This window comes from uncultured Psychroserpens sp. (assembly GCF_947503375.1).
Taxonomy (GTDB): Bacteria; Bacteroidota; Bacteroidia; order Flavobacteriales; family Flavobacteriaceae; genus Psychroserpens.
In genome coordinates, this window is sequence record NZ_CANNDQ010000006.1 from 156,496 (window position 1) to 177,698 (window position 21,203).

Here is a 21,203-nt window from a genome sequence, read left to right on the forward strand (position 1 = left end):
GAGACTGTTAATCTTTTGATAATATGATAGCACTTTTAATATCATGTATTTTTTGTTTACATTTATTAAAATTTAATTCTGAAAACATGCCATATCACAAATTCGAAGAGTATAACATTCAAGTTACAGATGATGTTAAAGCACGTTATAAAAGTATTATTGAAGATCTAGGTGAAGATTCTGAAAGAGAAGGTTTAATGAAAACTCCAGAGCGCGCTTCAAAGGCGATGCAGTTTCTTACTCAAGGCTATCACCAAGATGCATCAGAAATTTTAAAGAGTGCCATGTTTAAAGAATCATACAGGGAAATGGTCATCGTAAAAGATATCGAGTTGTATTCGTTATGTGAGCATCATATTTTACCTTTCTTTGGAAAAGCACATATTGCTTACATTCCAAATGGTCACATTGTTGGTTTGAGTAAAATACCACGAATAGTTGATGTCTTTGCTCGTCGTTTACAAGTACAAGAACGCCTTACTGAGCAAATTTTAGATTGTATCAATGATACATTGAAGCCAGAAGGTGTAGCTGTGGTTATAGAAGCTTCACATATGTGTATGATGATGCGCGGTGTACAAAAACAAAACTCGACGACGACCACTTCAGGATTTAGAGGAGCTTTTGAAAATATGGAGACGCGAACAGAATTTTTAAAGCTTATAAGTGAAAAATTGTCTTAGTATTCTTTTTGGAATACTATTTGCTTTTAAATTAGCAAATTAGAATCTCTACTATGAATTTACAAAACATGTCTAAAACCAAAAAGCTGGCATTAAGTCTTTTGCTTGATGCTTGTGGCTATATTTCTTTTATCTTTCCTTTTTTTGATATAATATGGGCACCAGCTTCGGCATGGTTAATGACTAAACTTTACAAAGGAAATAAAGGCAAAATTGCGGCTGCAATTTCTTTTGTCGAAGAAGCATTGCCATTCTTTGACGTTATCCCAACATTTACAATCATGTGGTTGTATACCTTCGTGTTTTCTAACCAAAAAAGATCTGATGAAACAATTATCGACATCAATTAAATAAAAAAAGGCAACTAAATTTAGCTGCCTTTTTTAGTATTCATTTTTTTTAATCTATTGAATTGTTACACCAGTAAATGTAAGATCTACATCTGGCTCACCACCAGTTTGAGTGCCTAATTCATTAGAGTCATCAACAGTCTCAGACTCATGCCATAATTGAACCGTAATATTTCCAGTTCCAGGGTTATTAGCAACAACCCAAGTTGTTTCGAAACCTAGCTTATTGCCATCCATTCTAACAATATCGTTAGCCGATCGTGAAAATGAAATATCAAGTCCGCTAATGGCATAAGTAAAGAAGTGTTCATCTGGTTCAGTTACTGTAACTTCTTCAGTGATATCTTCCATTTCTATGGAATTAAATAAATCCATCACACCTGTATATGTAGCACCAGCTGTAAAGTTCCCAGTAATAGTTATTGTAGGAGCTGTTGGTCCGTCTTCACCATCTGGATCGACACTTTTTAACTCTACTACATCATTTGTATCAGTAATATTTGTAAGCGTTAAGGTAACATCGGTTATAACCTCTTCTTCGTTTGGTTGTTCTGGTGTCCCTCCATCATCATCATCTGAACATGATGTTAAAAAAAGAGAAAAGCATAAAACTGCACCTAGTAAAAATTTAGTTGTCTTCATAGCGTTTATATTTAAAAAAATAGTTTTCATAGTTTTAAAGTTTGATTTGTTTGTATTCATGTGTTTTTAATAATTGAGTTTTAATTGTAATGTTATATTTCTTCCTAAGTCATCAGCAAAAAACCTAAGTCTATTTAGATAATTTCTATAAGAAGTATCAAATAGATTATTGATTCCAAGAGCTATGCTTAGGCTAGTTCTTTCACTAAGAGCAAAAGTAGATTCACTATAAAAATGAAATAGGTGATAGGCTGGAGGAGGTGTGCTAATATCCAGTAACACAAATTCACCAGTAGATGGATTATTGGTTTCAAAATTAAAATCAGGAAACTCGTTTTGTTCAAATACCCACTCTGACTGTAAACTTGCAGAGAAATTATACCAATTTTCATTGGTATATGTTATCTTATTAAAGGTGCTAAATGCTGGTATATCTATCAAAGGCAAATCACGACTGTCATAGCCTTTGATAAAAGCTGTTTTATTAAGCCAATTGAATTGATCAGTAAAGTCATAGCTTAATGTCAAATCTACGCCAAATAATCTAGCATTAGTTTGTTCGTATTCCCAAACCGGAAAAGCACCTCTATTACTTTGCTGCACACCAGTTGGCCTTAAATACATATAGTCATTAATTGTGTTGTAAAATGTGTCTACATTCAAATTGAAATTTGTGTCTGTATATACGTAAGTCATAGACAAACGATTTGCAATTTCTGGGTCTAATCTTAAATCACCTAATTCGATTCGAGCTGCTGAATGGTGCAAACCATCACTAAACAGTTCGGCAGGATTTGGAGGTCTACTAGCTAAACTATAATTTGCTATTATATAGTTTTTACTATTGAGATCATATTTCACCCCAATTGATGCAGAAATATTATGAAAATCAAAAACTGGGTTTGCAAGTAGATCTGTACCAAAATCTTCTCCTTCTGCAGGTGGAACGATAATATCTGCAAAATCTTCATTGTAACCGCGTTCGTTCCAACGTGTGATTCTATAGAATTTTAAAGCATCAACACGATTAAAATCATATCGTAGTCCTGCATCAATTAAGAGGTTGTCATTTATTCGCCATTCAGAAGTAATATAAGTTCCAAAGTCATATTTTTCATAGTTAGGGATCAGACGTCTAACTCCAGTGTTTGGCGCAAAATTATCTTGGTAACGCAATAAGACACCAAAGTTCATTTTTTTATTCAAATTTGAATCAAGGTTTACGTCTGCAAGAAGCGTATGCGTTTGTAATTCTAAATCTAATGCAGCCTCATTTCTTAGCTCACCTCGTCTAATATCAAATTCTAAGCGGTTATTTTTTTGATAATCATATTGTAAGTTTACTTTACCAAAATTTTTAAAACGCTTAAAATAAGTGGCTTTTAATAGATGATGTGTGACTTCTTGTCTTGGATTATCTATGTCGTAGCTAAAACCTCTAATAATAGGAGGTTGACCAGAATTTATGATCTCAATAAGATTATTTACATTCCCGATGTGTGACGATCTCAAGATTCCTATCTCATTATCAATATAACTATAGTAAAGTTCAAATCCTGACTCAAAAAGTCGTTTCCCAGTATGAATAGAAAAACTTTGAGATTGAACTCCTGTATTAGTTAAATTATAATCTGGAGCTTCAAAATCCCCATTTTGTTTCAGACTAGCTTGAACATTAGCAAACCAACCTGATTGAAAGCTTTTATTTAGTGATGAAGAAATATGATACCCTCTTCCATTAGTTTGGCCACCTAAAATAGTTTTACCATAAAGGCTGTCTTTACGAATAATTTTACGTGGTTTAATAACAATAACTCCACCAATAGCATCTCCACCATATATTAAGGCTCCAGCTCCTTTAATAACAGAAATTTGATCAGCACTATTGATGTCAATATTTGGTGCATGTTCAATTCCCCATTCTTGATCTTGCAAGCGAACGTTATTATTGAGAATTAAAAGTCTACTACTATGTAATCCATTAATCATGGGTTTAACAATACTATTTCCCGTATTTATTGAGGAAACACCAGAAACTTCTTTTAAAGCATCGCCTAGACTCAAATGGCTATATTGTTCAATCGTTTCTGTTTTGAGCAAAGTTTCTTGTGCAGTTTTAGTGATTTTTACAACGCGATTTCCAGTAACAGCAACTTCATTTAGTTCTTCAATATGATGCTCTAAGTCAATAGACTTAAATGTATCTCCAGAAATATCAATGGTTATGGTTTTAGTTTCACAGCCAATATGAGATATGACTAAAGTAATTTCTCCTTTACAGAGCTCTTCAAGTTTGAATTTCCCATCTAAGTCTGAAATGATGTACCTGTCTAATTGTTTAATGTAAATGTTAGCTGCTGTAATTGCTGCACCATCATGAAAGTCTTTTACCTCTCCTAAAAGGGTGAAATTACAGTTTTGAGCATGATGATATCCGAAAACGAATAGCATTAAACCCATTAAAAAATGTTTCATCAAAAATTATTTAATGTAAATGAAAAAGGGGATTTTGAAAATTTACACTAAATAAGGTGGGCCTCTAAGAAATGAAGTAAGTTGTTGATTGCTTTTTAAATAAGTATAATAAGTGATGATAGAGGTATTATTCTCTAAAGTACTTTTTAAATCGTAATTAATAAACTCAAAAAATAAATTTTGGTTGATTTTGAACTTGTAAAAATCACAATCTAGGTCAATTTCATGAAAATGTGATTGATCTTTAGCTATGCAAACCTCATGTTCATGATGACTAAAAACATGTGATAGTTTTATACTTAAAGGCAAAATAAGGCAAGCAATCACTAAGAGTGAAGCTATCTTATAACCAATATGTTTTTTACTATACGTCACTAATCTATTAATTTTCCAAGTCCAAAACGTTTGAGCATTTTCTTTTCAAACTCCCAAAAGAATTTGAATTGACCAAATAACCAGCCAAAACTAACTAATAATATCTGATAGAAAATTAGTCCAATGATAATAAATAAAATCCAATAAATAATAGGATTTAGGTTTTCTTTAGTAATTCCTAAGAGTTCAATGATGGGTCTTGAAATAAACATCGAGGATGAGCCTGTAATTGCAAAGACAATAAAAATGCGAATCATTTCCCATCGTTGATCAACAACCCATTTGTGTTCTAGTTTTTTAAAAATGAACAATATTAATTTTAATAATAGAAAAAATAAGATTAGCGCAGCAGAAACAGTCACTAAAAACGGGTAAGATTTCGTGAAGAGTAAAGCTAACTTATATGCACTATAACTTAAACCTATTATGCCAATTATAGGAAACAAGAGTTGCCAATTGTATTGAATATCCCAACGTGATTTAAAATTCTTTAGCATAGCTGAAATTTGCGATGCAAAGATACTTTAAATTCTAGGAATTATTGTAGATAATTGTTGTTTGTAAGTTAACTGGAAGTATATGAAATAATTGTAAAGTTTATAATTTACTTCGTAACCGTAATCTATATTTGGTCTGTAGTCAATTTGCATTTCATAGAGATTACCATCAAAGCGAAGTGGTTGAGATGCTCGCGAGTTCCATTCTTGAGCCCAGATCCTGTTTCTCGACTCCATGTAATATTGAGAATAATACCCACGAGGTCTTGCCATGCTTAAGAGCCATGCATTGAATCCTGGTTCAATAATGGTGATCTCATATTCAATATCATCATTAGCTATTCTAACAATATCCTCTTCAGGTACCTCATCAGAAGTTGAATTATTAGCTACGCTTTGTGTGCTATTACAGTTATTTAACACCGAAATTGCAATTAAGATGAATATTATTTTTTTCATGGCATTATTTTTATTTAAAGTTACAAAAATTGAATTTCTCTAGTATAGCTTATTAATTGGGCTTTAATTTTTATCAAAAATAAGTTAGAATTCTTTTTGTGAAAAGTAGTAATGAGTAAAGCGTACATTCTAATGAGTAAACTAGATATTAACAAAAAAAGCCAAACTTAAGTTTGGCTTTTTTATATAATAGATAAATAATTTAATTCTTTCCACCAAAAAGACCACCTAGTAGTCCGCCAAGACCACTTTTTTTCTTGTTGCCGCCTAAAACCATTCCAGCAACATCATCTATAACGCTTCCGTCACCATCTGCATCTAATATAGATTCTAAAAAGCTTTGTTCTTGAGGTTGCGAATTTCCGCCTAATAATCCACCAAGTAAGCCTTCTAATCCACTTGGGTTATTTACATTATTTTGGCGTGTTTGTTTTCCTAGCACACCCATTAAAATTGGTGCTGCCACTTTCAATATTTGTGCAACAGAGTTGGCATCCATGCCAGCTTTTGCTCCTAAGGTTTGTTCAACACGTTGTTGTTTATTACCTAATACATGTCCAAGAATTTTACTTCCATCAGTCATAACGTTATCATCAACACCACCACTAAATAGTCCTCCTAGATTATCTAAAATACTTCCATCATGCTTATTATTAAGAGCTCCCATTAATCCTTCTGCGCCTTGAGGTGTAGCAGCATTTCTTTTCATTGCAGCCATGAGCACAGGTAATGCCATAGTTAATACATCTTGTGTTTTGTTTTGTGGTTGATTGGTTTGACCAGATACGCCGCTAATAATGGTTTTTCCTAGATCACTGTTTAATAAGTCTAAAATTCCTGACATAATATATAAATAATAGGGTTAATAAAAATTGGACTTTCAAGGTACAAAAAAGTCCTAACATATATTAGGACTCATGTTTTTTGTTTTGGTCACATTTGTAACTATCGCTTAAGAATACTAATTATTTGATCTGCAAGCTCTGTACCAATCCTGTCTTGTGCTTCATTAGTTGCAGCACCAATATGAGGTGTTAAAGATACTCTGCCATTCATTAAAACTTGTATAGCAGGATTAGGTTCGCTTTCAAAGGTATCTAAGCCAGCGAAAGCTACTTTACCATTTTCTAATGCTTTCACTAAGGCAACTTCATCTATTACACCACCACGAGCTGCATTGACAATACCAACTCCATCTTTCATTAGATTGAATTGAGTTTCACCAATAACATATTCTTTTTGAGCAGGAACGTGAAGCGTAATAAAATCTGCGTGTTTTAAAACATCATCCATGGGTTCAGTTTCAATTTCAACATTTATAAACTGACCATTATAGAATTCTACCTTAACATCTGCTTTACCTACAAACTTGTCGCTAGCAATAACTTTCATACCTATGCCTAGTGCTATTTTTGCAACTTCGCGTCCAATTCTTCCAAAACCAATTATACCTAAAGTTTTACCTCTTAATTCTACGCCTTTAGCATAGTTTTTCTTTAAAACTTTAAATTTAGTATCACCATCTAATGGCATATTTCTATTTGAGTCATGCAAGAAGCGTACACCTCCAAATAAATGAGCAAAAACAAGTTCTGCTACAGATTGAGAAGATGCTGCTGGAGTATTAATAACATGCTTTCCTTTGCTTCTAGCGTATTCTACATCAATATTGTCCATGCCAACACCGCCACGACCGATAATTTTTAAGTTTTTACAAGCATCAATAAGGTCTTTACGAACCGTAGTTGCGCTTCTAACTAGGAGCACATCTATTTTGTTCTCGTTTATATAATTGATCAACTGTTCTTGAGCAACAGTTGTTGTTGAGACTTCAAAACCTGCACTTTCGAGTGCATCAATTCCACTTTGTGAAACGCCATCGTTTGCTAATACTTTCATTTTTTATGCTTTACGTTCTAATTCACTCATAACATCAACTAATACTCCTACACTTTCCAAAGTGAGTGCATTATACATAGATGCTCTATAGCCACCAACACTTCTATGACCATTTAATCCATTAATTCCAGCTTCTTTAATCATAGTTTCAAAAGTCTCTTTCAAATCTTCATTTGCTAATGTGAATGTTGCATTCATTGTAGAGCGATCTGCCTTTGTTGAAAATCCTTTGAATAGTGGATTTAGATCAATTTCTGAATAGATCAATTGTGCTTTCTTTTCATTTTCTTTCTCAATGGCAGCAATTCCGCCTAGATTTTTTAGCCATTGCAAGGTTAGCATCGACACATAAACCGAAAATACAGGAGGTGTATTAAACATACTACTTTTACTAATGTGTACTTTATAATCCATCATCGATGGAATTTTTCGAGACACTTTACCTAATACATCTTCCTTTACAACAACTAGAGTAGCTCCAGCTGGTCCCATATTTTTTTGTGCGCCAGCATAAATAAGATCAAATTTTGAGAAATCTAGCTGACGAGAAAAAATATCACTACTCATATCACACACCATAGGTATTGGTGAGTTAGGAAATGTTTTCATTTGCGTACCAAAAATGGTATTATTAGAAGTGCAGTGAAAATAATCGTATTCTGCTGGAATATCGTATCCTTTTGGAATATAATTGTAATTTGCATCTTTAGAAGAAGCTACTTCATAGATATCATCATAAATCTTTGCTTCTTTTATAGCTTTATCACTCCAAGTACCAGTGTTCAAATAGCCAGCTCTTTTTTCTAATAGATTTAGTGCAACCATCAAAAATTGCGTGCTAGCACCACCTTGTAAGAATAGCGCCTTATAACCTTTACCTTCTAATCCGAGTAGTTCTAGTGCTAAAGCTCTAGCGTTTTCCATAACGTCAACAAAAGGCTTGCTCCTGTGAGATATTTCTAAAAGTGATAATCCGTTATCAAAATTAATTACTGCTTCTGAAGCTTTTTGAAGCACTTCTCCTGGTAGAATACAAGGTCCTGCGCTAAAATTATGTCTTTTCATTGGTGTCTAATTTTTAGGTCTGGATTATCAGACTTGAGTTGTATTATTATTCGTCACAAAGGTGCTAAATTCTGTTAAAACTTATGTTATGAAACAGATAATTTATTAACAGATTTTCAACGAAAACGAAATAGTATCAACACCATCTGCATAATCCCATAAGTTTGGTAATTGTGTTTGTCCGAATTTAACCTCATCATCAGAAAATCCATTTGCTACAACACATTGGATCTGCCCTTTTTTAGATATTAGGGTTTGTTTTAATTCGTTTAAAGAATCGTAGGGTTCGTAAAATACAGTTGCTATGGGAGATGCAAAGCTTTCATCTTTTTTGAGCATTAAAAAACCGTTTTCTAGCATGTCAAATTCACTCATCAAATACACAGCTTTGTTATAATCATAATTATTGGCATACTTATTTTGATTGATAATAGGGTTCCATTGGTACATTGCTTTGAAAAAGTTATTAAAGTTGTAATGTTTTGGAACGAAAAGTTTTGAGACATTTCTGCAACCTAACCCATAGTATCTAAAAATATCTTCAGATAGGGATTCTAGTTCATCTTTGGTTTCTTGTCCTGTTAAAATGGCAATAGAATTTCTATTTTTTCTAATTATAGATGGTTTATTTTTAAAATAATATTCAAAATAACGTGCTGTATTGTTACTTCCTGTTGCTATAACAGCATCAAAGTCTTCGAGTTTGTCTTTAGTAAAGGTAATCCGGTCTTTAAACTCTGGCTCAACATATTCAAGGTATTTTGTTAAAAAAGGGAGAAGGTGTTCGTCATTTGAAGATTGCTTCACTAAAACACGTTGTCCAGAAATTAATACAGATAGAAAATCATGAAATCCAACCAAAGGAATGTTTCCTGCCATAATAATCGCTATAGTTTTTAGAGATTCTTTATTAAACTCATACTTTAGTAACCATTGATTAATAGTATTGTTTTTTAATTGTTTAGACCAGCCTTCTATTGCAAATATGATATTTTCTTTTGTGAACCAGCCATTATGTTCTTGAGCTAATTTGATTTGATGCAAAAAACCATCAAAGAACAAATCGTTGTGTTGAATATGATTTTTTTTTGAGATGCTTTTAGAAGAAAATTGGCTTAAAAAATCACCTAATTTTACAAAAGCGTTAATTCTTTGTTGTAAATCCATGTTGCGTTTGGTTATACGATGTTTTGGCTTTATTTTTGCATTTGCAAATTTACGCAATAAAAAAGAAGAATTACTATGGCAATTATAATAACTGACGAATGTATTAATTGTGGTGCTTGTGAGCCTGAGTGCCCGAATACTGCTATATATGAAGGTGCTGATGATTGGCGATATAAGGATGGAACAAGCCTAGAGGGCAAGATCGTTTTACCTAATGGAAAGGAAGTTGATGCTGATGAAACTCAAGAACCAATAAGTGACGAAGTGTACTATATAGCTCCAGATAAATGCACAGAGTGTATGGGCTTTCATGAGGAACCTCAATGTGCAGCGGTTTGTCCTGTTGATTGTTGTGTGCCTGATGAGAATCACGTAGAGACTGAAGAAGAACTTTTAGGAAAACAACGTTTCATGCATCCTGAAGATTAAGTATTCAATTACTATCTTATCCAATAGCCCCTTTCCTATATAATATGATGCTTAGTCCTTTTATTACTCTTCATCTTTTACTTCAAACATTTTCAATTCATTTGTAGGTGCTAGTGTTTCTTTACCTGTCCAAATCGTAGCATCGTATTTGCGCAAAGATTCGTAAGGTACTTTTTTAGCTTCAGAAGCAGCTTCAAAGTCTGAAGCGCTAATTTCTGTAACACTTGAGAGTAATAATTCTTCTCGACCTTTTGTGTTGCCTTCAATTTTAAAATCGAAGGCAGTTTTATTGCGTTCAGAACTGTTTTCTATAAACTTTAAAGGTCTATGTACATAGAAATATTCTCCAGATTCACTCTTAATATATCTTGGCTCATAAAAACCTAGATCATTTTCTCTATATATAATTGTGCCTTGATTAACATTTTCAATGTACTTTACACCTAGGATGAGTCTCAAGTTTAATTTATCTCCACGCTTTCCCTCAGAATAACGATAATCTAATTTTAATATGGCGTAGGTGTCATCTGATACATATATGCGGCCAGTAAATTTTGCTCGAGAACGCCTTGGCTCAAAGAGGATTGAATAAATCATTTCACCTTTATTAAAGGTAATGTTTTCTAATGTGTATTCGTAATCATCAGTATTGAGAATCGTTTTTAAAATACCATTACTTCCGAGTTGTGATAGGAGTGAGGCTGATCTACTTTTAAGGTTTTTGAGTTCAAATTCATTTTTACCTTTATCACTATCCTTTTCTACAAGGGATAGCGAATCTTCTATTTTAAATAATCCGGTTTTTAACTTATAGGTCTTTGTGGTATCTAGGTATTTGAGAACAATATTTTGTGCTTTTTCTTGTACTTTATCTATTGAAAAGTCTTTTTTTGAATTGACGATCTTCGTCGCTTTTTCAACTGTTAATTTCTTTTTCTTAGGATTTAAAATGAGTAAATCGCCAGTAATGTCTGTAAAATTCACATAATTACTAGTCATGATTTCATCAGACATTCTACGTAAATTATCATTTGCATCAACCAATTGTCTTTTTTTGAAATGTGACGCTTTTTTCACTTCAAAATCTAAATTCTTAAAATCTATATAAGAGGTCTCTCTGTAGAAGAAACTATATTTGAGTGAATCTGTTCTATAATTTTTAACCAAATTTCTATTTACCTTAGCAACTATAGAGTCTACATTAGGTCTTGTATTGCTTAAATAAATCGTATCTAACTCATTAGTTGCAGGTTGAAGCATTAATAGGAAATTTGATGCTTTTAAATCGTCAATACTCACGGTTAGTGTATTGTAGCCTAAACATGATAGCGTAATTTGATTTGAAGAAGTATCTTCAATATTAATTATAAAAATCCCATCGTCATTAGATATCACACCTTTGTATTTTGCAGTCTGGACAGCAACAAAAGGGATAGGTTCTTTGGTAGTTGCATCAATAATCTTTGCAGTTAAATTTTGAGCTTGTGATATGTATGCAATAGTCAGTACGGCAATTAGTGTTAAATATCTTTTCATAGTGATGATGGTTTAAAATTTCACGACGATTATTAGTCTTATTTGTTACTAAAATGCATTTTATTTTGCTAAACTGCCTCTTAATACTATACCAGCTTGTTTGTTAAAGTTTTTCTTGTTAGAAAATATATTCCAAAACCATAAATGTTGATCTATTTTAAGCTGAATCTCTTTTTTTGCAACATTTTCATTTTCAATAAGATCAAATCTGTAAATATAAGTTTCAGGAAATCGTGCTGGAAGCTGACCCAATGTTAACATAGAACCTGTCATTAGATTGCCACACGATGGTTGTGGTAGCCTTTTTAGTTGATGAAGCTTTATTTTTATTGCATTTGTACTATCATTAGTAAACTCAAATAGTTTTGAATGTTTCAAAATTTTATACTCTTCAAGCAAACTATCTTTATTTATTACAAAAGCTTTATTAACTGTTGAAGATGCATCAAAATCCCTAAAAGATTTGGTTTGAATTTTATAGGCAGCAACACAAGAGTTTAGTATTATAAGAGTCAAGATTAGAATAGTTAAATGTTTCATTGTGAATTTTTGTCTTAAAACGGTTAAAGTACCTACTTATTTTATTAAAGAATAAAGCTATATTTGCAATCGCAAATTTACAAATTATGAAAGCTGGAATAGTAGGATTACCAAACGTAGGAAAATCAACATTGTTTAACTGTTTATCAAATGCAAAAGCACAGAGTGCAAATTTTCCGTTTTGTACAATCGAACCAAATATTGGCGTAGTTAATGTTCCTGATCCAAGGCTTGAAAAATTAGAGACCTTAGTCAACCCTGAACGTGTAATCCCAGCAACAGTTGAGATTGTTGATATTGCTGGTTTGGTAAAAGGAGCTAGTAAAGGTGAAGGTCTTGGTAATCAATTTCTAGGTAATATTCGTGAAACTGATGCAATTCTTCATGTGTTGCGTTGTTTTGATAATGATAATATTGTTCATGTAGATGGAAGTGTAAATCCAATTCGCGACAAAGAGACGATTGATATGGAGCTTCAGCTTAAAGACTTAGAAACTGTTGAGAAAAAGCTTGATAAAGTCAAACGTGCGGCCAAAACCGGAAATAAAGAAGCTCAAAAAGAAGAAGCTATTCTATTAAGGCTCAAAGAAGGACTTGAGACTGGAAAGTCAGTAAGAGCTTTAGACTTCAGTGATGATGAACAAGAAGAATTTGTGAAGCCTGCACAACTCATAACTGCTAAACCTGTAATGTACGTTTGTAATGTAGATGAAGCAAGTGCTGTTTCTGGAAATGCTTACGTAGAAAGTGTTCGTAATTCTGTAAGAGATGAACATGCTGAAGTCCTAGTACTTGCAGTAGGAACAGAAGCAGATATCAATGAATTAGATGATTATGAAGAACGTCAAATGTTTCTCCAGGATATTGGTTTAGACGAACCGGGTTCATCAAAATTGATACGTTCTGCATATAAGCTATTAAATCAACAAACTTATTTTACTGCAGGAGAAAAAGAAGTTCGTGCTTGGACAGTAGATATTGGTGCTACGGCGCCTCAAGCAGCTGGTGTAATTCATACCGATTTTGAAAAAGGATTTATTAGAGCAGAGGTCATAGCTTATGATGATTATGTGAGCTACGGAAGCGAATCGAAAGTTAAAGAAGCTGGAAAAATGCGTGTTGAAGGAAAGAATTATATCGTTAAAGATGGTGATGTAATGCACTTTTTGTTTAATGTATAAAGATGCCACTAATAGAGATTAAAACACTTATTAAAGCAGATATTCAAACTTGTTTTGACCTATCTAGAGATATTGATTTTCATAAAGCATCTTTAAAACACTCAAACGAAAAGGCCATTGCTGGTAGAACCTCGGGTTTAATAGAACTCAATGAATGGGTAACGTGGGAAGCAAAACACTTTGGTGTTAATCAACACCTTACCTCAAAGATCACTCAGTTTGATAGACCTAATTACTTTGTTGATGAAATGGTCTCTGGTGCTTTTAAATCATTTAAACATGAACACATTTTTCAAACGAAAAATGAGGCAACATTGATGATTGATAAGTTTCACTTTCAGTCGCCTTTTGGTATCTTAGGGAAAATAGCAAATGTGTTGTTTTTAAAACGTTACATGACACAATTATTGACCACTAGAAATGTTTTTCTAAAGTCTAAAGCAGAAGAAATGTCTATTGAACACTAAAACCGTAATGTTCTCAACAAAATTGGGCTTTTATTGTTAATTACTTTGTGCAAACCCTATTTCATTTTTTATAGCGTTATGCTATATTAGCATTCTATCAAATTTTTTCATCTATTTTATGTCTCAGGAAACCAAATATACCGAAGAAAACATACGCTCGCTCGATTGGAAAGAACACATCCGAATGCGACCAGGAATGTATATAGGTAAATTAGGTGATGGCTCGTCGCCAGATGATGGCATATACATACTTTTGAAAGAGGTTTTAGATAACTCTATTGATGAGTACGTTATGGGAGCTGGAAAAACAATAGAGATTTCAATACAAGGAAATAAAGTAATCGTTAGAGATTATGGTCGTGGTATTCCATTAGGAAAGGTTGTTGATGTAGTTTCTAAAATGAATACAGGTGGAAAATACGATTCTAGAGCCTTTAAAAAATCGGTTGGTCTAAATGGTGTAGGAACCAAAGCGGTAAATGCTTTGTCTAATTATTTTAGAGTTGAGTCTACACGTGATGGTAAATCTGCTTCAGCAGAATTTGAACAAGGGACACTCACTAATGAAGACCTATTAGATGATACTTCTAGAAGAAAAGGAACAAAGGTCTCATTCATACCAGACGACACCATTTTCAAGAACTATAAATATAGAAATGAGTATGTTTCAAAAATGCTTAAAAACTATGTGTATCTGAATCCAGGATTAACTATTGTATTCAATGGCGAAAAGTATTTTAGTGAAAACGGTCTTAAGGATTTGTTGTCAGAAAATATTACTGAAACAGATAGGCTATATCCTATCATTCATTTAAAAGGTGATGATATCGAGATTGCGCTTACGCACAGTAAAACACAATACAATGAGGAATATCATAGTTTTGTTAATGGGCAAAACACAACTCAAGGTGGTACACATTTGTCAGCTTTTAGAGAGGCCTTGGTGAAAACACTTCGAGAGTTCTATGGGAAAAATTATGAAGCGTCAGACATACGTAAATCTGTTGCCTCTGCAATTTCAATAAAAGTAATGGAGCCTGTTTTTGAAAGCCAGACCAAAACCAAACTTGGCTCAACAGATATGGGAGGCGATTTACCAACGGTTAGAACCTATATTAATGATTTCATGAAAACTTATCTGGACAATTATTTGCATAAGAATCCAGATACTGCAGAAAAAATACAGCGAAAAATATTGCAAGCTGAACGTGAACGAAAAGAACTTTCTGGCATACGAAAACTTGCAAAAGACAGAGCGAAAAAAGCAAATCTTCACAACAAGAAATTGCGTGACTGTCGTGTGCATTTTGGCGATACTAAAAATGAACGTAATCTTGAAACTACCTTATTTATTACTGAGGGAGATTCAGCTTCGGGTAGCATTACTAAGTCAAGAGATGTAAATACGCAAGCTGTTTTTAGTTTAAAAGGAAAGCCTTTAAACTCTTATGGTTTAAGTAAAAAAATTGTTTACGAAAATGAAGAATTCAATCTTTTACAAGCTGCATTGAATATTGAAGAGTCTTTAGAAGATTTGCGTTATAATAATATCGTTATTGCAACAGATGCAGATGTAGATGGGATGCATATCAGATTATTGTTAATCACTTTCTTCTTACAATTCTTTCCTGAAGTAATCAAGGAAGGTCATTTATATATTTTGCAAACGCCTTTATTTAGAGTTCGGAACAAAAAGGAAACCATCTATTGTTATTCAGAAGAAGAACGAAGAAACGCTATTGAAAAATTAAAACCTAAACCTGAAATTACACGATTTAAAGGTCTTGGTGAAATTTCGCCAGATGAGTTTGTGCATTTTATTGGAGAAGACATTCGCTTAGATCCTGTAATGTTAGATAAAGACATGTCTATTGAAGAATTGTTGTCTTTTTATATGGGGAAAAACACACCAACTAGGCAGGAATTCATCATTGAAAATCTAAAAGTAGAATTAGATTTGGTTGAAGACGAGAAATAGATTATAAGCATAAACGATTTTATTTTGATATGAACTCTAAAGTAACGGATTTGAGCAAACCTAGATTTGGGTTTACACAAACACTAAAGAATAATAAAATTGTAGTTGGTTATGTTTGGGATAAAGATATTAAAAGTAAAATCGCTTATGGCGATGAAATTTTAAAGGTTAATGGCAAAGAAATTAATGCTTCAAATTTTTTTGATTTTATTACTAAGGAGTCCATAACAAAGCATTCTGACCAATTGACATTAACACTAAAAACAAAAGATCAAGAAAGATTAAGCTTAACCATAAGTAAAAAGGAATTTATTGAAGTTCTAAAAGACTTTAATATCGAGATTAATTAGATAAAAAATGTATTTTAACAGAAATGCGTACCGATAACTCAAGAGTAAAAAATTCAATTATATCAATATATTTTATATTGGTAGTATTAATGTTTGCATTAACTTTTTTTCCTAATACATTGAAGTTTTTGAGTAATAATATACCGTTCAGTTATATTCTCTCTGGTTTTGTATTGATATTCTTTGCAGTACATTTTATTTCACGCTATTTTGAGTATGATAGTGATGGAGTTAAAGTTGTTGTTATTAATAAAGGATTGCTATTATCGGATCACTTCAACTATAGAGAGAAACTGCTTGAATTTGAAAAAGAAAAATTGATAAGCTACACATTTAAAAATTATTTCATTTACAAGTCGCTAACATTTTATCTAAGAGAATCTAGAGGGCACAAAACAAGAGAAACCTTTAATGTTACTTTAGTTTCCCCACGTAAACGAAAATATATTAGACAATCGCTAAATAAAATAATTAAAGCCAATAGAAAAGCCACCTAATTAATGAGCGAAGAAAATAAGGATTTAATAAACGAACAAGAAGAGAATAATGAAACCATCACCAGAGTTACTGGTATGTATAAAGATTGGTTTCTTGATTATGCATCTTATGTTATTTTAGAGCGTGCTGTTCCTGCAATAGAAGATGGATTTAAACCAGTACAGCGACGTATTATGCATTCAATGAAAGACCTAGATGATGGTCGTTATAATAAAGTTGCAAACATCGTAGGTCATACGATGCAATATCATCCGCATGGAGATGCAAGTATAGCTGATGCTATGGTGCAAATTGGGCAAAAAGATCTGTTGATAGACACTCAAGGAAACTGGGGAAACATATTAACTGGTGATAGTGCAGCTGCCTCGCGTTATATTGAAGCAAGATTGTCTAAGTTTGCTTTAGATGTTGTGTATAATCCTAAAATCACTGAATGGCAAGCTAGTTATGATGGTAGGCGCAAAGAGCCAATAAATTTACCTGTTATGTTTCCGCTATTATTGGCGCAAGGTGGTGAAGGAATTGCAGTTGGGTTATCTACTAAAATACTACCACATAATTTTATAGAGCTTATCGATGCTTCTGTAAAGCATTTAAAAGGGAAACGTTTTACAATTGTACCCGATTTTCCAACTGCTGGAATAGCTGATGTATCAAATTATAGTGATGGTTTGCGTGGAGGGAAAGTTCGTGTACGAGCCAAAATATCACAGCTAGACAAAAACACATTGGTCATTACTGAAATTCCTTTTGGAACCAATACTTCCTCTTTGATTGATTCTATCTTAAAAGCCAATGATAAGGGTAAGATCAAGATCAAGAAAATTGAAGATAATACAGCAGCTGATGTAGAGATTTTAGTACACCTGCCATCAGGTATTTCTCCAGATAAAACTATTGATGCCTTATATGCATTTACAAATTGTGAAGTATCAATCTCTCCCTTAGGCTGTGTTATTGAAGATAATAAGCCATTATTTGTAGGTGTTTCAGAGATGTTGCGTCGTTCTACAGATAATACAGTCCAGTTATTAAAAAGTGAGCTAGAGATTAAATTAAGAGAATTTGAAGAACAATGGCATTTTGCGTCTCTAGAGCGTATTTTTATAGAAAAACGAATCTATCGCGATATTGAAGAAGAGGAAACATGGGAAGGTGTTATAAAAGCAATTGACAAAGGACTACAGCCACATATCAAGCACTTAAAACGAGCTATCACTGATGACGATATTGTGCGTCTGACAGAAATTAGAATTAAACGTATTTCTAAATTCGATATTGACAAAGCACAACAGAAGATTGATGCTCTTGAAGATCAAATTTCAGAAGTAAAACATCATTTAGAAAATCTTATCGATTACGCAATTGCATATTTCCTAAGACTCAAAAAAGAGTATGGAGAGGGTAGAGAACGTAAAACTGAAATTAGAACCTTTGAAGACGTAGATGCCACTAAGGTGGTTATTCGTAACACAAAACTTTACGTCAATAGAGAAGAAGGATTTGTTGGCACATCATTACGTCGTGATGAATATGTTTGTGATTGTAGTGATATAGACGATATTATTGTTTTTACTAGAGACGGTAAAATGATGATTACAAAAGTTGATAGTAAAACCTTTATTGGTAAGGATATAATTCATGTAGCTGTGTTTAAAAAGAAGGACAAGCGTACTATTTACAATATGATTTATCGTGATGGAAGCAAAGGGCCTACTTACGTGAAGCGTTTTTCAGTTACTTCGGTTACTCGTGATCGCGAGTATGATATGACCAATGGAAATAAAGGTTCAAAAGTATGGTATTTTTCAGCAAATCCTAATGGTGAAGCAGAAGTAATTACTATTTATTTACGTCAGGTTGGTAGCATCAAGAAATTAAAATGGGATTTAGACTTTGCTGAGGTTCTTATAAAAGGTCGAGCTTCAAAAGGGAATTTGGTCACGAAATATTCTGTCAAGAAAATCGAACTCAAAGAAAAAGGGGTGTCAACCCTAAAGCCTCGTAAAATATGGTTCGATGATACAGTTCAACGCCTTAATGTAGATGGACGAGGTGAGCTAATAGGTGAATTTAGAGGTGAAGATAGGTTATTGATCATTACGCAATCTGGAGTTGTAAAAACTATCTTGCCAGAATTGACCACACATTTTGACAATGATATGATTGTCTTGGAAAAATGGATTCCGAAAAAACCTATTTCTGTTATTTATTATCATGGCGAAAAAGAACTCTATTATGTGAAGCGTTTTTTAATTGAAAATGAAGGCAAAGAAGAGTCTTTTATATCTGATCATCCAAATTCTCAATTAGAAATAGTTTCAACAGATTGGAAACCTATGGCTGAGATTGAATTTACCAAAGAGAGAGGAAAAGATCGTAAAGAAAATGAAGCTGTGAATCTTGAGGCATTTATTGCTGTAAAAGGAATTACGGCTTTAGGTAACCAATTAACGAAAGATAAAATTAATCAAATTAATCTATTAGACCCGTTGCCATATCAAGCACCAGAAGAAGTGCATGCTGAAGATATTGAGGTGGTTGATGAAAAAGAGATTACTAAAGAAATGACTGATGCAAAAGAGCCTGAGGGTGTTTCAAAAGCTGAACAAGATTCAAAATCTGATAACAATGATCTAGATATTGACGATAAGGGTCAAGTAACATTGTTTTAGTATGCAGTCTCAGTATGATACTGATAGGAGATAATACACTTATTTTCAAATATCTAAAAACTAAGAATTATGCTATACATTTTGAAGAAAAATAGTCTTCAGTTGTTTTAGAGCGTTGTTTATTGGCTGAACATACAAATAAGATTTTCATGCTCTGTTTTTCTTTCTATTGGCTGATTTATAATTTAAAAACTCAACAAATAGAGAGAATGCTATTGCAAAATAGAGATATCCTTTAGGTATGGCACCTACAGAGTTTCCAAAGAATTCTGTGTGTGATAGATGAGCTGCTTCGGTAACAAGCATGAATCCAATTAAAATTAAAAAAGCTAATCCCAACATTTGTATACTTGGGTTCTTTTCAATAAATTTTCTTATTGGATTTGCAAAGCCAATCATAATAATAATAGAGATCATAACTGCAATAATCATAAGTACCAATGTGTAATTGCTATTCGGATGTAATCCGTTAGTCATTCCAACAGCAGTTAATATAGAATCGATAGAAAAGATAAAATCAATAATTAATATTTGAGTTAATGCCTGCGATAATGATTTGATCTTTTTGTTTTTAACTTCGTCTTCATCATGTGCAGGATCATTTACTTTTTCTCTAATTTCTGAAGTGCTTTTATAAATTAAAAACAACCCTCCACAAAACAAGATAATGGCTTGCCAACTTATATGTAATTCTAGCCAAGAGTTTTCGATAGAATAGAAAGGTTCAGATAAAGCCACTAGAAAAGAAACAAAAAACAAAAGTACAATACGTTGTGCCATGGCAAGCAATAATCCAATGTTAGTTGCTTTTGAGCGTTGTTCTTCAGGTAGTTTATTTGCAGCAATAGAAATAAAAACAATATTATCTATACCAAGTATAATTTCTAGAAATGTTAATGTTAACAACGCCATTATGGCTTCACTAGTTACTAAAAACTCTAACATAATTAGTTGATTTTTTTCGCTGTCGCTTGTTCTTTTCTTACTTTTTTATATGGCTCTTTAATGGCGAGCTGATATTCAAAGGTGTATGTATCTTCAGTCGTGCTCAAAATTTTAAAATGAATAGGTTTTTCTTCAGTTTTAGATTTAGGATGAATTGCTTTCTGTACGAACTCACAATCATTGATCCATCTAATGGAAGCTGTATCTATCTTATTATCAAAATAATCAATATTTATAGTTTCAGTTCGGATAAATCTACCTGTTTTTTCAACACCATCAAGAATATAGGTAAACTCAAATGTTCCTGTCTTAAAATCTGAGCAATTACGCTGATTTTCATAACAACCATATAGCAAAAGAAAGCATAGCAAAACAAACAGAAACCTCATATAAGAATATTTTACACAAAATTACAAAATGGTATTTGAATATGTGAATTAAGATCTTTGAAAACTAACCTAAAGACTAAGAATTTTTAAAATTCTTAAACGTACCATCTTTATAGAAAATAACGATGCGTTCTATTACTTTATCTGTTGACTCAGAAGTATTGGGTAATTCTGAAACAATATCTGTATTTAATGGAATATTGCTAGTTGCTGCTTCGTTTTTTATTTCAGTAGGAAATTTACCGCGACCATTCATTAACCAATATAAATCTACTTCAGGAAAAGAGGAGAGAACTTTTAAAACAAAATCCAAACTCGGTTTGTTTCTACCTGATAAGATATGAGAAATACTTGAACGCTGAACACCAATTTTTTCGGCAAAAGATGATGCAGATTCGCCGTAGTAATCCATCACTTTTTGTAGTCGTTTTGTGAAATCTTCGATGTTTATCATTGTAAACAAATATGAATAATTAATTAACGTTGCAAATGTAAACTTATTTTGAAAATAATTAAAATAATATACTTAAATCTCTAAAAATAAGTAAACTTTAACTTTAAATAAATATATTTAAATAACTGATTATTAATTTTTAAAATTAT

At 32.6% G+C, this 21,203-nt stretch carries 22 protein-coding genes; 9 read left to right on the plus strand and 13 right to left on the minus strand.

The genetic code is table 11. The features are described 5' to 3' along the window. The first annotated feature begins 86 nt into the window (after nt 1–86). On the plus strand, nt 87–683 hold the full coding sequence (gene folE / locus Q0876_RS11590) for a GTP cyclohydrolase I FolE (RefSeq protein WP_299228025.1): 597 nt from the start codon (nt 87–89) through the stop codon (nt 681–683). Between the two features lie 68 nt (nt 684–751). Next, nucleotides 752–1,033 carry a hypothetical protein gene (locus tag Q0876_RS11595; RefSeq protein WP_299228028.1) on the plus strand — a complete coding sequence of 94 codons (282 nt, stop codon included), beginning with the start codon at nt 752–754 and terminating at the stop codon, nt 1,031–1,033. A 54-nt stretch (nt 1,034–1,087) separates the two neighbouring features. Here the strand turns inward: Q0876_RS11595 and Q0876_RS11600 are convergent, their stop codons facing one another. From Q0876_RS11600 to Q0876_RS11635, 8 genes are all read right to left on the minus strand, one after another. Beyond that, on the minus strand, nt 1,088–1,675 hold the full coding sequence (locus tag Q0876_RS11600; protein WP_299228030.1) for a type 1 periplasmic binding fold superfamily protein: 588 nt from the start codon (nt 1,673–1,675) through the stop codon (nt 1,088–1,090). A gap of 66 nt (nt 1,676–1,741) precedes the next feature. After that, nucleotides 1,742–4,150: a TonB-dependent receptor gene (locus tag Q0876_RS11605; RefSeq protein ID WP_299228032.1), complete on the minus strand. Its 2,409-nt coding sequence runs from the start codon at nt 4,148–4,150 to the stop codon at nt 1,742–1,744. Nucleotides 4,151–4,524: 374 nt separating this feature from the next. Next, entirely contained in the window at nt 4,525–5,022 is a 498-nt protein-coding gene (locus tag Q0876_RS11610; protein WP_299228034.1) for a DUF6787 family protein, read from the minus strand. Between the two features lie 27 nt (nt 5,023–5,049). Continuing rightward, complete coding sequence (locus Q0876_RS11615; RefSeq protein ID WP_299228036.1) at nt 5,050–5,481, minus strand: DUF6146 family protein; 432 nt, start codon at nt 5,479–5,481, stop codon at nt 5,050–5,052. A gap of 202 nt (nt 5,482–5,683) precedes the next feature. Continuing rightward, on the minus strand, nt 5,684–6,325 hold the full coding sequence (locus Q0876_RS11620) for a DUF937 domain-containing protein (protein WP_299228038.1): 642 nt from the start codon (nt 6,323–6,325) through the stop codon (nt 5,684–5,686). 101 nt (nt 6,326–6,426) lie between these two features. Then, nucleotides 6,427–7,380: a D-2-hydroxyacid dehydrogenase gene (locus Q0876_RS11625; protein WP_299228040.1), complete on the minus strand. Its 954-nt coding sequence runs from the start codon at nt 7,378–7,380 to the stop codon at nt 6,427–6,429. A 3-nt stretch (nt 7,381–7,383) separates the two neighbouring features. Further along, the gene (gene serC / locus Q0876_RS11630; protein ID WP_299228042.1) at nt 7,384–8,445 is read right to left on the minus strand and encodes a 3-phosphoserine/phosphohydroxythreonine transaminase; all 1,062 of its coding nucleotides are present in this window, start codon (nt 8,443–8,445) and stop codon (nt 7,384–7,386) included. A 105-nt stretch (nt 8,446–8,550) separates the two neighbouring features. Further along, nucleotides 8,551–9,612: an acyl-CoA reductase gene (locus tag Q0876_RS11635; RefSeq protein WP_299228044.1), complete on the minus strand. Its 1,062-nt coding sequence runs from the start codon at nt 9,610–9,612 to the stop codon at nt 8,551–8,553. A 75-nt stretch (nt 9,613–9,687) separates the two neighbouring features. On the opposite strand from Q0876_RS11635, the gene Q0876_RS11640 reads away from it, so the two are divergent. Beyond that, the gene (locus Q0876_RS11640; protein WP_299228046.1) at nt 9,688–10,041 is read left to right on the plus strand and encodes a 4Fe-4S dicluster domain-containing protein; all 354 of its coding nucleotides are present in this window, start codon (nt 9,688–9,690) and stop codon (nt 10,039–10,041) included. Between the two features lie 63 nt (nt 10,042–10,104). On the opposite strand, the gene Q0876_RS11645 is transcribed toward Q0876_RS11640, so the two are convergent. Next, the gene (locus Q0876_RS11645) at nt 10,105–11,577 is read right to left on the minus strand and encodes a carboxypeptidase-like regulatory domain-containing protein (RefSeq protein WP_299228048.1); all 1,473 of its coding nucleotides are present in this window, start codon (nt 11,575–11,577) and stop codon (nt 10,105–10,107) included. A 60-nt stretch (nt 11,578–11,637) separates the two neighbouring features. Further along, complete coding sequence (locus Q0876_RS11650) at nt 11,638–12,117, minus strand: hypothetical protein (protein WP_299228049.1); 480 nt, start codon at nt 12,115–12,117, stop codon at nt 11,638–11,640. An 86-nt stretch (nt 12,118–12,203) separates the two neighbouring features. Between Q0876_RS11650 and ychF the strand changes: the two genes are divergently transcribed. The 6 genes from ychF (at nt 12,204) to Q0876_RS11680 (ending at nt 19,266) form a co-directional block, all read left to right on the plus strand. Then, the gene (gene ychF, locus Q0876_RS11655) at nt 12,204–13,298 is read left to right on the plus strand and encodes a redox-regulated ATPase YchF (protein ID WP_299228051.1); all 1,095 of its coding nucleotides are present in this window, start codon (nt 12,204–12,206) and stop codon (nt 13,296–13,298) included. A 2-nt stretch (nt 13,299–13,300) separates the two neighbouring features. Further along, nucleotides 13,301–13,765, plus strand: coding sequence for an SRPBCC family protein (locus tag Q0876_RS11660; protein ID WP_299228053.1), 465 nt, complete (start codon nt 13,301–13,303; stop codon nt 13,763–13,765). A gap of 118 nt (nt 13,766–13,883) precedes the next feature. Beyond that, nucleotides 13,884–15,743 (plus strand): DNA topoisomerase IV subunit B, encoded by a 1,860-nt coding sequence (locus Q0876_RS11665; RefSeq protein ID WP_299228055.1) that lies wholly within the window; start codon nt 13,884–13,886, stop codon nt 15,741–15,743. 29 nt (nt 15,744–15,772) lie between these two features. Next, complete coding sequence (locus Q0876_RS11670; RefSeq protein WP_299228057.1) at nt 15,773–16,093, plus strand: hypothetical protein; 321 nt, start codon at nt 15,773–15,775, stop codon at nt 16,091–16,093. A 128-nt stretch (nt 16,094–16,221) separates the two neighbouring features. Then, nucleotides 16,222–16,590, plus strand: a complete 369-nt coding sequence (locus Q0876_RS11675; protein ID WP_299228059.1) for a hypothetical protein — start codon at nt 16,222–16,224, stop codon at nt 16,588–16,590. Between the two features lie 3 nt (nt 16,591–16,593). Next, complete coding sequence (locus Q0876_RS11680) at nt 16,594–19,266, plus strand: DNA gyrase/topoisomerase IV subunit A (RefSeq protein WP_299228061.1); 2,673 nt, start codon at nt 16,594–16,596, stop codon at nt 19,264–19,266. Between the two features lie 147 nt (nt 19,267–19,413). Here the strand turns inward: Q0876_RS11680 and Q0876_RS11685 are convergent, their stop codons facing one another. From Q0876_RS11685 to Q0876_RS11695, 3 genes are all read right to left on the minus strand, one after another. Beyond that, nucleotides 19,414–20,211, minus strand: a complete 798-nt coding sequence (locus Q0876_RS11685) for a TerC family protein (protein WP_299228063.1) — start codon at nt 20,209–20,211, stop codon at nt 19,414–19,416. A gap of 2 nt (nt 20,212–20,213) precedes the next feature. Next, complete coding sequence (locus Q0876_RS11690) at nt 20,214–20,600, minus strand: hypothetical protein (RefSeq protein WP_299228065.1); 387 nt, start codon at nt 20,598–20,600, stop codon at nt 20,214–20,216. A 76-nt stretch (nt 20,601–20,676) separates the two neighbouring features. Beyond that, nucleotides 20,677–21,054: a helix-turn-helix transcriptional regulator gene (locus tag Q0876_RS11695; RefSeq protein ID WP_299228067.1), complete on the minus strand. Its 378-nt coding sequence runs from the start codon at nt 21,052–21,054 to the stop codon at nt 20,677–20,679. Nucleotides 21,055–21,203 lie beyond the last annotated feature (149 nt).